4 protein-coding genes are annotated in these 12,902 nt (G+C 71.6%); 3 read left to right on the top strand and 1 reads right to left on the bottom strand.

Annotated elements, in window-relative coordinates; translation table 11 throughout:
* Nucleotides 1–42 precede the first annotated feature (42 nt).
* The 3 genes from AC1VWI_RS42055 (at nt 43) to AC1VWI_RS42045 (ending at nt 5,137) form a co-directional block, all read left to right on the top strand.
* Entirely contained in the window at nt 43–249 is a 207-nt protein-coding gene (locus tag AC1VWI_RS42055; protein WP_499516334.1) for a hypothetical protein, read from the top strand.
* 204 nt (nt 250–453) lie between these two features.
* Nucleotides 454–645, top strand: a complete 192-nt coding sequence (locus tag AC1VWI_RS42050; protein WP_499516333.1) for a hypothetical protein — start codon at nt 454–456, stop codon at nt 643–645.
* A 307-nt stretch (nt 646–952) separates the two neighbouring features.
* Nucleotides 953–5,137, top strand: a complete 4,185-nt coding sequence (locus AC1VWI_RS42045) for a carboxypeptidase regulatory-like domain-containing protein (RefSeq protein ID WP_499516332.1) — start codon at nt 953–955, stop codon at nt 5,135–5,137.
* A gap of 158 nt (nt 5,138–5,295) precedes the next feature.
* Here AC1VWI_RS42045 and AC1VWI_RS42040 read toward each other — a convergent pair whose 3' ends face one another.
* Nucleotides 5,296–12,228 (bottom strand): glycoside hydrolase domain-containing protein, encoded by a 6,933-nt coding sequence (locus AC1VWI_RS42040; protein WP_499516331.1) that lies wholly within the window; start codon nt 12,226–12,228, stop codon nt 5,296–5,298.
* Nucleotides 12,229–12,902 lie beyond the last annotated feature (674 nt).

The raw sequence follows: 12,902 nt of genomic DNA, 5'->3' as shown, positions 1-12,902 counted from the left end.
TGGGGACGGGCCTCCGCACGCCGGGTCTGGGGTTCCCGGGGAGTGAGCACCCCCTTGGGGACCACCCAGCAGCGGTTCATGCGCCGTGGCGCCACCAAGATCTACTTCCTGGCGGACATACCGCGGCGACGAACGTGCCGACCCGCCAGGAGATCACCACTGGTCGACCTGTGCGGCGCGATCTCCGACGTCGCCGGCTGGTCGCTCGGCAACTCCCCGATCGACACCCCGACCTGGGCTCGACGCTGACCACGTCGATCCCCGGCGAGGACAAGGCCGGCGACACCATCGAGACCCTGCTCAAGAAGGGCGAGGAGGGTTTCGTCGTCATCCTGCGCAAGGGTGACGTCCCGGCGTCGAAAGCGCGGAAGAGATGGTCCCGGCGGCCCCCTTCGGGAATGACAACGGCGACGGAGTCATCACGTACCCGCCGGGCGCCGTCTGGTACTCCGAATGGCGGAAGTGGTCTCCCCCGGGGTGCTGCAGCAGCATCTCGCCAACGGCGAGTTCCACCGCGTGCCGTCCCTGAACCTGTGGACCGCCGACGCCGGAGACGGCCGCGCCCAGCTCAACATGAGACCGGACGAGCCCGGCGGGACCACGTCCCACTCCCGCGGCCGGTTCGAGGGCGACAGGTCGCGATGAGGCCCTTGCCAAGCGCAGACGGCAACGGCGCGGACGTCATGTGCAACAGGCTCAGGCGTTGCACGGTTGCGAACAGGGTCGCGGACCGGCCGCCCGATGGTGAGGCGCATCGCCACGGCGGGGCGGTTGCCGAGAAGTCGTGAATACGACACGCGGCGCCAAGTCGCCAACTCCATCCATTGACCTGGTTGTCGAGCGCGCGCGATCTTTCTTCGGGCAACGCGTCATGTGCCCGACAACGTTATCGGACCACTGCCGGAGTCGCCCCGTGCTCGTTCCCCGTCCTTCACGCCCCCTCTCCCGGTACTTGAGGGGCGCCCCCGCCCGGCCGACGGGATCCCGGTGGCAACGTGCCGTCGGCGGGGCCGCCGCCCTGCTGCTGGCCGTCCTCGCGGTCCAACTGCCCCAGCAGAGCCCGGCCGTCGCCGATGACGCCGGGCCGGCGGCGGAGTCGCTGTGCGGCGCCCCGCAGCCCGGGCACTTCGGTTGCTTCGCGGTGCGCCGAGCGGACACCGAGAGCGGTCGCACCGCACGGTCCGCCACTCCCGAGGGATTCGGCCCGGCCGACCTGCGCTCGGCGTACGACCTGCCCGCGGACGGCGGCGCCGGGGCGACCATCGCGGTCGTGGCGGCCTACGACAACCCGCTGGCCGAGCAGGACCTCGCCGCTTACCGGGACCAGTACGGGCTGCCCTCCTGCACGGCTGACAACGGCTGCTTCCGCAAGGTCGACCAGCGCGGCGGCACCGACTACCCGCAGCCCAACGACGGCTGGGCCGGCGAGATATCCCTGGACCTGGACATGGTCTCGGCCGTCGCGCCCAAGGCGCACATCCTCCTCGTCGAGGCCGACAGCTCCGCCACGGACGACCTGGGCAGCGCCGTCAACACCGCGGTGGCGCTGGGCGCCCGCTACGTGTCCAACTCCTACGGCGCCTACTACGACGGCCCCGACCTCGCCGCCCTGGACGCCGCGTACTTCGACCACCCCGGCACCGCCGTGGTGTTCGCCTCCGGCGACTACGGCCACGGGCTGAGCTACCCGGCCTCCTCCCCCTACGTGACGTCCGTCGGCGGCACCTCGCTCAGCAGGAGCGACACCGGTGCGCGCGGCTGGACGGAGACGGTGTGGAGCGGCACGGGCTCGGGGTGCTCCGCCTACCAGCCCAAGCCGGCCTTCCAGACCGGCACCGGCTGCGACAAGCGGTCGGTGACGGACGTCAGCGCGGTCGCCGACCCCGACACGGGCGTGGCGGTCTACAACACCTACTCCGGCGGCGGATGGGGCGTCTACGGCGGCACCAGCGCCTCCGCCCCGATCATCGCCGGTCTGTACGCACTGGCCGGGACGCCCGTCGATGGCACCTACCCGGCCGGGTACCCGTACCGCGCGCCCGGTGCGCTCAACGACGTCACCACCGGCAGCAACGCGCAATGCTCCGACGACGCGCCCTGCGACCCGGACACCACGCCCGCGTGCGAGCCCGCGAACAGCTGCACCGCGGGCCCCGGCTACGACGGACCGACGGGGCTGGGCACGCCGAACGGCGTCGGCGCCTTCCGCCCCGGCCCGCACGGCACCGTGACCGGCAAGGTCACCGACAAGGGCACCGGCAAGGCGCTGTCCGGCGCGACGGTACGGCTGGGCGCGAACTCGGCGGTCACCGGCGCGGACGGAAGGTGGTCGCTGGCGGCGCCCACCGGCTCGTACACGCTGACGGTCAACGCCTTCGGCTACTCCGAGAAGGACCTGGGCAAGGTCACCCTCGCCGACGGCACGGAGCTGACCAGGAACGCCGCGCTCGTGGCCGTGCCGACCACCACGGTCTCCGGCACCGTCCGGGACGGCGGCGGACACGGCTGGGGCCTCTACGCCCGGCTGACCGTCGACGGCGTGCCCGGCACCGTCCACACCGACCCCAGGACGGGCCGCTACTCCGTCCGCCTCGAGCGCGGAAAGACGTACACGCTGCGCGCCACCGGCCTCTACCCCGGCTACCGGCCGGCCGAGACGAAGGTCGTGCTCGGATCGTCCCCGAAGACGGCCGACCTGACGCTCCCCCTGGTCGGCTCCGGCACCCTCCCGCCGGGCTACGCCGTCGACTACCACGGCGGCGGTTTCCAGTCCTTCGACACCGCCGCGAAGCCTGCCGGGTGGAGCATCGTCAACCACACCGCAGCCGGCGGCTGGGGCTTCGACGACCCGCTCACCCGCGGCAACCAGACCGGTGGTGACGGCGGCTTCGCCCAGGTCGACGACTACGCCCTCGGCTGGGGCGAAGTCGACACCGAACTGATCAGCCCCGCCTACGACTTCTCGGCGCAGACCCGGCCGGCGCTGGAGTTCGACACCGCGCTGCCCAGTCTGTGGCGCTTCAACGACCCCACGGCCGACATCGACGTGAGCACCGACGGCGGGGACCACTGGGAGAACCTCTGGCACCACACGGACGTCGTGGAGGGCCCCTCCCACCAGGTCGTTCCGCTCACCGCCTACGCCGGCAAGTCCTCGGTGCGGCTGCGCTTCCACTTCGCCGGCTCCCTGACCGGCATCTGGCAGCTGGACAACGTCGCCGTCGGCACCCGCTCGCTGGTCACCGTCCCCGGTGGGCTGCTGACGGGCCGGGTGACGGACGCCAACACCGGTGCCGGAGTGGTCGGCGCGACCGTCTCCGCCGCGAAGGCCCCCGAGGACAGCGGCCACAGCATCGCCACGCCGGATGACCCGGCCGTGGGCGACGGTCTGTACTGGGCCTTCTCCTCCCGTACCGGCCGCCAGGAGTTCACCGCCGCCCTGCCCGCCTTCGGCTATCCGGCCGGGACGTCGTCCGTGTCGGTCAAGGGCGACGTCGTCACTACCGCGGACCTCGCGCTGCGCCCGTCCCGGCTGAAGGCCACCCCCGGTGCCGTGGGCGTCACCGTTCCCTGGGGCGGTAAGAAGACCGTCACGGTGAAGGTGCGCAACACCGGGGGCGCCCCGGCCTCCCTCGCCGTCGGCGAGCAGGCCGTCGCGGGAGCCCCGGCGCGCGTGTCCGGCGCCGCCAGGGAGCGGACGGCGGCCAGACCCGATCCGCTCGACGTCGCGGCCACCGCCACGACGAACACCACGGCGGCGGGCCGGACCGCCGGGGCGGCCGCCGGGCAGGCGTGGCAGCCGCTCGCGGACCTCCCGCAGCCCATGACCGGGGGGATCGCGGCCGCGTACGACGGCGTCCTCTACACCGGTCTCGGCCAGACCCCCGACGGTCAGTGGACCACCGCTCTGCGCTCCTACGACCCGGCCACGGCGACCTGGAAGGACCTCGCCCCGGCCGTCACCAAGCGCAGCGGCGCGGCCTACGGGTTCGTCCGGGGCAAGCTGTACGTCGTCGGCGGCAAGAACCGCGCGGGCACGCCGATCGCCGGGGGCGAGGTCTACGACCCGGCGAGCGACACATGGTCGCGGATCGCCGACGCGCCCAAGGCGTACGGCAGTTCGGCCGCGGCAGCGGTCGGCGACCGGCTCTATGTGATCGGCGGCTGCACCGGCATCTCCTGCGGCACGCGCGACGTCCAGGTCTACGACCCGGCCGGCGACACGTGGTCCACGGGACCGGCCTACCCTGTGCCGACCTCCTGGCAGAGCTGCGGAACCGTCGACGGGACGCTGTACTGCGCGGGCGGTGTCCACCAGGGCGACGGGCAGCCTCCGCACGCCACGGCCGTGGGCTACGCCCTGGACCGGGCCGCGGGCCGCTGGACGCCGATCGCCGACCCGCCGGTGGACTTCTGGGGTGCCGCGACGGCGAGCGGCGCGGGCCGGCTCATGGCCGCCGGCGGTGTGCTGGTCGGGGCCGCCGCGGTGACCAACGAGGCCTACGCCTACGATCCGGCCGCGGACACGTGGAGCCCGCTGCCGAACCTGCCGCAGCCGCTGTACGCGGCGGCCGGAGCACCCGGCTGGTCGGTCCTGGGCGGCCAGAGCGCGGACAGGGTGATGCAGACCTCCGCCCTCGAACTGCCCGGTTACGACGCGCCCCACGGGGACGTGACGTGGCTGGCGGCGAAGGCGGGCTCGTCCTCCGTCGGCGCGGGCAGGACGGCGGAGCTGACCGTCACCGTCGACGCCCGGGACATGGGTCCGGCCGACGCGGGCGTGCACCAGGCGCGGCTGGTCATCGACAGCGACGGGCCGTACGCCTCCGTCACCGTGCCGGTCACCATGACCGTGGTGGCGCCGCCGGGGTGGACGCACCTGACCGGCACCGTCAGCGGCGCCGGGCGGCATGGCGACAGCACCCCGCTGGCCGGAGCCACGGTCCGGGTCGGGACCGGGTCGGGCGCGCACACGCTGAGCACCGCGGTCGACGGCTCGTACCAACTGTGGCTCCCGGACGCCGGACCCGCCGTCTCCCTCACCGTGACTGCCGAGGGCTACCGGACGGCCGAGCGCACGGTGCGACCGCGCGGTCGTGACGCCGTCACCGCCGACGTGGTTCTGACAAGGCGTTAGGCGGACCTGCAGGACACGGTGGGGCCGGCCCTCCGGGCCGGCCCCACCGTGTTGCGCGGGCGACCGCCGCCGCCCACGGCCGCCCGGAATGCCGACGGCCCCTCCGGGTGAACCACTGGGGTTCACCCGGAGGGGCCGGCCGCCGGCGGCGGTGTGCGCTACCCCTGGGGGATCCACATGGGGTTGGCCCACTCCGTAGACGGCGCCCAGAATCCGGCGCCGCCGGCGGAGCCTGCTCCGTTGCTTCCGCGGCTCAGCAGGTCGGTCGCCCCGGCGATGCGGTCACCACCGTTGCCGCCGGCCGCGACCGGACGGTCGTCGCGGTCCGTGGGCTGGAACCCGACCGTGTAGGTGCGGGTGACCGAGCCGTTGGCCGAGGTCACCTTGATGGTGCGAGTGGTGAACCGGTGCCCGGTCGACGACAGGACCGAGCTGCCGTCGGTGACCTTCACGCGCGCACCGGACTGGGCCGGTACAGCGGAGAGGGCCGGGACCTTCTTGTTCTTCGGCCAGTCGACGACGTACGTGGACACGGCCGGGTCGAACCCGTCGATCGCGATGCCTCCGACGGTGATCGCCTTGGCGTCGGCGACGCTGGCCTTGGTGGCGTCCGTGTGGTTCGTCACCTTGACCGACCCGTCGGCGTTGACGACGACGCGCGCCGCCATCGCCGCCGCCAGGTTGATCCGCTCCCAGCTCGCTCCGCCGTCCGCGGTGAGGTCCAGCGGGGAGCCGGAGTCCGTCGCGGTCTGCTCGAGGATCTGGGTGCGCTGCTCGGTGGTCAGGTCCGGGAAGGCCGTGATCAGCAGGGCCGCCGCGTCGGACGGCGCCTTGAGGGCCTGCCCGGACTTCCCCACCTGGGAGAACCCGTAGTCCAGGCGCTGCGTGTACAGGTCGACGTGCTGCGCCGTGCTCAGGCCGGCGTAGGAGTCGCCCTCGCAGGCCTCGAGCGTGTCGCCGTAGCCCTCCTTCTCGCAACTGGCGAGCAGCACGTTCTCCATCTCGGTGTGGGCCTGCGTCAGCAGCTTCGCGAAGTCGGCGTCCGCCCACCGGTGCGCGACGGTGGCCTGTGCGGCGATGCGGCCGCCCATCACGTCGAGCGGGTAGTGGAACCCGAGGACGATGCGGTTGTCCCCGTACTCCGAGGTGCGGGCGAGGATCGACGGTGCCAGCTCCGGCAGGAGCGTGGCGAGGATGGTCCCCGCTTCGTAGCCGCCGTAGGTGTGGCCGCTCGGGTAGGAGCCGCTGGTGGTGAGGCTGCCGTAGGAACCGTCCTGCGACTCGTAGACGGCGCCGCCGTCGCCGACGAACCCGAGCCGCACGTACGGGCGCTGGTAGCCGAAGTGGTCCTTCGCCGCTCCGCCCTTGTCGAGGCCCTGCGTGACGCGGGAGAACAGCGCTCCGGTCTTCGGCAGCCGGCCGCCGTTGAGGGCGTCCAGGTAGATCCGGCCGAGCCGGGAGCCGAGGCCGTCGGCCATCGTGACGGTGGAGCTGTTCGTGGCGTCGACCTCGGCCCGGTCCACCTCCTTCTGCGTCGCCGCGTTGTTGATGCGCACCGCGATCCGGTCGTTCTCAGCGGTGAGCGGGGTGCCGCCCGGCACCTTGGTGTTGGCGGCGAGGATGTCGGAGTCGAGGTCCTTGAAGCCGTTGAGCAGGCCGTAGAAGTAGTCGGTCCCGTCACCGGTGCCCGGCCACTTGTCGGACGCGTAGGTGGCGTTGAGCGTGTCGTCCGGGAAGGGGGACGGCTCGTACGCCGGGTCGGAGGCGTCCGCCGCGGCGGACGCCGCGGTGGTCACCGGGGCGGTCGCGGCACTGTCGTCCGAGGTTCCGGCGAGGGTGACCGCGGTGACGGTGGCCGCGTGGGCCTTCGCCTTGCCCGTGGTCGTGAGCAGCGTCGTGCCCGTGGTGGCGGGGACGTGCGCGGTGGTTCCGTCGTCGAGGGCCACGGTGTAGCCGATGACCGGGAATCCGCCGTCGCCGGCCGCCTGCCAGGTCACGCGGACCTGCTTGCCGTCGGTGATCACACCCGTCACGGCCGGCTTCTGCGGCTTGCCGCCGCCGGTGACCACGGGTGCCGTGGCGGCGCTCCGCTGCGAGGTGCCGACGGCGTTGACCGCCTGGACGCGTGCCGTGTACGACCTGCCCGACCGCAGCCAGGTGAAGGTCGTGCTCCGGCTTTCCGGATCCTTGATCTTGATCTGGTGGCCGTCGCTGAGGGTGATCTCGTAGCCGGTGACCGGTGAGCCGCCGGTGTCCTTGGGTGCGGACCAGGCGACGGTCACGCTCGTGCCGGACGAGGTCGCCGACACCGCGTCAGGCGCGGCCGGCACCGTCTTGGGCTTCGTGGTGAGCGCGGACAGGGCGTGGCGAAGGGTGTCGTACCGGGCGGTGAGGGTCGCGTCCGTGGCCGCACCGTCGGCGACCGCGGTCTTCGCCACGGCGAGTGCCCCGGTGAACGCCTTCCACGACGCGTCCGTGTAGCGGTCGTCGTCGAGGGCGGACGCGGTGGCGACCAGGTCCTCCAGCTTCAGCCGCGGGAGCGGGATCAGCTGGCCCGCGGCCAGGGTGAGGCTGCGCGTCTGCGTGTCGACCTCGAGCTGGGTCGCGTCATCGGCGGTGACGAGGGTACGTGCGGCCGCGAGTTCACGCCCGTACACACCGAAGTCGATCGCGTCGTAGCGCTCCGCGTCGGCGGAGAGCCCCTCGTACTGCTCGATCGCCTTCCGCAGGGCGGACTTGTCCGTGACGGCGGGCGTCTCGACGTGGTTGAAGGTGATCCGGCCCAGGTTCGCGACGTACGGGTGCGAGGAGTCCGGGTTCGTCGTCAGCCGCAGGTAGACGGTGTGCGTGCCGGTGATCGCCTTGGGCAGCGTCACGCTCGTCGTCCCTCCGGAGGACCACGCGGATCCCGTGACCGGCAGCGGCGCGGTCGCGTACGGCGTGCCGGGGTTGGCCGTGTCGAAGGAGTCCAGGTAGAGCTGGACGGCGGAGCCGGTGCCGCAGCGGGCGGAGTTGTTGACGTAGGTGATCGTGACGGTGCTCTTCGGGGAAGCGCCGAAGTCGATGTCCCCGTAGTTGAGCCAGGCGCCGTTGTAGGTGCCGCCGAGGTCGGTCGTGGAACCCGAACCCGTCCAGCCGACGGGCTCGCTCTTGAGGCCGCCGCCGCTGTTGGAGCGCCACGCGGTGGCGTCGAAGCCCACGGGGGCGTCGGCGGTCTGCGTCAGGGCCAGCGAGTAGACGTTGCCCACGTAGGGCTGGGAGGCCGTCTGCGTGCTGGAGACGAACGCCGCGTACACGTCCTGGACGCCGGTGAAGACGCTCGGGTCGAGGTGCACGCTCGTGGAGGCGATGGTTCCCCAGCCCGATCCGCTGTAGTCGAGCGGGATGTCGACGCTCTTCGCGCCGTCCTTCGAGCCGAGGTGCAGCTCGATGTGCGAGTCCGACGCGGCCCGCGACTGGGGCTTGTCATAGCGGACGGTGACGGTGTCGGCGCCGCTGCGGAGGTTCGTGTCCTTCCACTGCGCCCACGCGCCGTTCGTCACGTTCTCGAAGATGCCGTTGCCGAGGTTGAGCGGCAGCGAACCGTTGCCGGTCGCGGTGCTGTTGACCGCGGTCAGCGTGGCGAGCGTAGTGGTGGGGGACGTCGAGACCTCGTACGGCGAGAACTGGTACCAGTCGAAGTTCGACACCCACTGCTGGCCCGACGGGGCGTGGAACACGAACGTCGCGCTCTTCGCGTCCAGCAGGGCGTCGGCGTCGGTGACGGCCGCCTGCACCGTGGAGTAGTACTGCCAGCCGCCGGTCCCGGGGAGCGAGACGGTGGCCACGACCGGGCCGTCGGCGGCGCCGGCGTGGATGTCCACGCTGCTCGGCTTCGCGTTCGTCGCCTGCGAGTTCGCGTAGCGGACCGAGATGGTCCGCGGGGCGACCCCGCCGAAGTCCAGCTTGGCGAACCGCTCCCACGATCCCTCGGTGACGCCACCGAGGTTGCCGTCGGAGTTGTTCCGCTCGCTGATGAGGCTGGGTCCCTCCTTCTGGTCGGGGCTCTCGGCCTGCAGGACGGCGTAGCCGCCCTCGTCGATGGTCAGGGCGTCGATGGCGGTCTGCAGCGCGTCCTGCGCGGCCATGATCGTGCCCGTCGCGGAGGAGGTGTCCGCGAGGACGGTCCGCGCGCGCTCCAGGGCCGACCGGAAGAGGTTCCAGGAGCCGTCGGAGTAGTTGGCGCTGCGCACCACGGACGCCTGGTCGACGAGTGCGCCCAGGGCCTTGCGGTGCACCGCGGCGGCGGAGATGAGGAGCGGGTCGGTCGGGGATATCCCGGTGCCGCTCACCGTCGAGGCCCGCACGCCGTGGGCGAAGGCCTCGTCGCGGAAGGTGATGCCGAAGCGTGCGTCGGTCTTCGTGGTGCCGGTGAGGGACAGCGTCGCCGTCCGCTTGTCACCGACGCGGAGGTCAGCCGTGACGCCGGCCGGCAGGCCGGTCACGCTCGCCGCTCCGGTCTTGGTGAGGCTGGTCCCCTTGCGGGCGTCGAACGACGCCGGTCCGTCCAGGGTGAGCTGCACGCTGTCGTGGAGGGTGCCGTCCTCGTCGGTGTCAACGGTGCCCGGGCGGGCGGAGACGACCGTGTCGCCCTTGTCCGTGCCCGCGTCACCGTCGCCCGTGTCGCCGCCGTCGGTGTTCAGCGAGTACGCGGGCTCGGTGTGGGCGCCCCACTGGGAGGGCTTGGAACCCATGGTGAAGTCCAGGGTTCCGCCGGAGATGATCTGGGAGTAGTCGAGCCACGTGTTGTCGAAGCGCTTGCCGTTGAGGGTCGCGTTCTGCACGTAGTAGTTGCTCGGCGACACGCCGTCGGCCTTCACCGTGAACCGGGAGCCGTTGGCGTAGCTGATCGTCGTCGAGTCGAAGAACGGGCTGCCGATCTGGAACTGGCTGGATCCGGCGGTCACCGGGAACAGGCCGAGCGCGGCGCCGACGAACATGGTCGACATGGTGCCGGCGTCGTTGTCCATGGTCGGCAGGAAGCCGTTCGGGGAGAGCTTGTAGACCTGGGTCTTGACCGGCGGGGTGAACTGGCCGCCGGAGCTGGGGGCCTCGTTCGTCGAGCCCGTCGCGATGTAGCGGTTCCAGGTCGTGCCGGTGTAGATGGCGCGTACCCACTTCTGCGTCAGGCTCGGCTCGCCGACGTAGTTGAACAGGTACGGGGCCTGCAGGTCGATCTCGTTCGCGTTGGAGTGCAGCATGGTCGATCCGTCGTCGACGCTGGAGTCCTCGCCGAACATGTGCTTGACCGCGGCCTTGCCGGCCTTGTCGCCGCCCATGGCCTTGATCAGGCCGCCCATGTCGTACGCGTCGTACCAGTGGTACTGCCACAGCGTGCCCTGGTAGAGGCCGGCCGCCTCGAACTTCTCGTAGTCGGCGCTCTGCCAGTCGCCGTTCGCGGCGCGCGGGGTGAGCAGCCCGACCTTGGTGCCGTCGGCCGCTGTCCAGGCGCCGGACTTCACGAGGTTGTCGATCGCCATCGTCGACTGGGTCCGCAGCTTCTTCGCGTCGTCCTTCTTGCCGAGCGCGTCGGCGACGACGGACAGCGCCCACTGGTCGTAGCCGCGCTGCACGGTCGTACCGGGGTCACCGGTGACGTACCCCTGCCGCAGCTGCGCGCCCGTGTAGTAGCCGGAGTACGACAGCAGCGCCGGGTACGCCTCGTCGAGCCGGTCGAAGTTCTTGAAGCCCTTCGACAGCGCGTCGGCGACCAGCACGGCCGAACGCTCCCAGCGCACGGTCGGGACCGAGTGGGTGAGACTGCCGAGGCTCTTGCCCGAGGTACGCGCGTCGGCGAAGAGCACGATGAGCGACTGGATCATGTCCCGGTAGGTGGCCGGGTCGATGTAGGACTCGACGGAGTACTTGCGGAAGTCGTCCCAGGTGGACCAGCCGTCGTAGTACGTGAAGCCGTTCGCCTTGTGCACCGCGCCGTCCGCGCCGCGGTACGTCCCGCTGGTGCTGGTGGCGTTCACCGGCAGCGCGTACATGCGGTACAGGTGCGTGTAGAACTCCTTGGTGAGCGTCGACCCGGGGTCGGACTTCACCGAGGAGCGCACGTCGACGGCGCCGAGCGCCTTGTTCCAGTCCGCCTTCGTCTGCGCGCGCGCCTGGTCGAAGGTGAGGTCGCCCACCTCGTTGTGCTGGTCGGTCGTGGCCTGCTCGGCGCTGATCGGCGACAGCGTGATGCGCAGCTCGATGTCGTCGCGCGCGGCCTCGTCGAACCCGAGGACGGCGCCGGTGTCGGACCCGTCCTGCGTGGTCGCGTCGCTCAGCTTGCCGTCGTTGCCCCAGCTCTTCAGGGAGGTCACGGGGACGTTCGTGGTGGCGGCGTAGTACAGCTTGTACGAGGCGCCGTTGAACGAACCCGCGATGAGCCCGGTGATCGACGTGGTCCCGTTCGGGAGCGTCGTCGCCTTCATCGTCGAGCGGGTGCGGCTGGTGAAGTTGTTCGCGAGGTCGAGGACGAGCTCGGGGTTCGACCCGGCGGGGAAGCTGTACCGCTGCAGCGCCGTGCGCGTGGTCGCGGTCATCTCGGCCTTGATGGTGCCCGGGTCCTGCTTCACCGACGACGCGGTTCCGGAGATGGCCCCGAGGCCCACCTGGTAGGAGCCGGGCGTCGCGCTCTCGTCGTCGTGGCTGTACGCGTGGGCGTACGTGCCGGCGGCGGGCCGGCTGTCGTACTGCACGGAGGTCGGGACGACGAGCAGGTCGCCGCCGCCTCCGGAGCCGCCGACGCCGTCGAGGTCCGTCGCGGTGAACCCGGCGATGTGGTCCTCGTTGTAGTCGTACCCGGTGTGGTTCCGGTTCGGCGTGGTCAGCGGGTTGACCTTGGCCAGGCTGTGGGGCGCCTGCGCGCCCGGCAGGTCGTTGCCGTCGTCGCCCGCGGTCGACACGAACGGGTCGACGAGCTTGGTGTAGTCCGTCCCGCCGGACGCCCCGCCGGACCCCGTGGACGTGGTGGCGACGGGCACGGCGGCGGCCGCGCCGCCACCCGCCAGCGCGCCGAGGCCGAGCGCCCCGGTGAGCAGCGCGGCGACCGTCGCGCGCAACGGCCGGCGACGCCCGCTCGCGGTTCTCGGAAGGACCGCGGGGGGCAAGGGGGGATGGGATCTGATGGACACGTAACCTCTCCAGCGTCGCAATACGCACGCACGGTTCGGCCTCACCAGAAGACAACGTTGTCAGCCCGGAAACGCCGGGCGTGCAACCCAGAGCGAGACGGTAGTGGACGAACGGCATCGCAGCCGCCGCTTTCACGACCGTACGTCATCAGACACGGAGAAGGCGTACGGAAGGAGAACAGAATTCGTACAGCACGTGCGCGCCGGGGGCCGCGAAGACGACACAACGGCTCGGCGTGCGGCGGGGCGTGAGGACTTCGGCCGACGACGGGTCAGAGCGTAGCGGGGCGGGCCCGCCCTGTACACGTCATCCGAGCCCGGTCCTTCGTCACGGGCGAGATCCGCGCCCCCATCCGGCTGTCCCCCTGCGTTGCCGCCGTTTCGACACTCATTCGACTGCGGCAGGTCGTGCGACGCGCTTCACTGGTGCCGTGGAGCTTGTCGAAGGACCGGTCACATGGGAACCGCAGCGGCATGCCGCCGGCACGAAGTCTCGCGAGCAGCGTTGCGCTTGGGCTTCTCCATGCGCACATGAGGCGGTGTGGAGCGTGCGCGTGAAGGACAAGGGTGCCGAGAGTTCGTGGGCCGTCTGCGAGGAGCAC

The sequence above is a fragment of the Streptomyces sp. TOM-9 genome, assembly GCF_056858595.1.
The sequence above is the reverse complement of the archived record's forward strand: the minus strand, read 5'-3'. Positions and strand labels throughout refer to the sequence as shown.

Bases quoted from the DNA above. Each gene is read 5' to 3' on its own strand.
- AC1VWI_RS42050 (WP_499516333.1), top strand. From the start codon at position 454: ATGGCGGAAGTGGTCTCCCCCGGGGTGCTGCAGCAGCATCTCGCCAAC.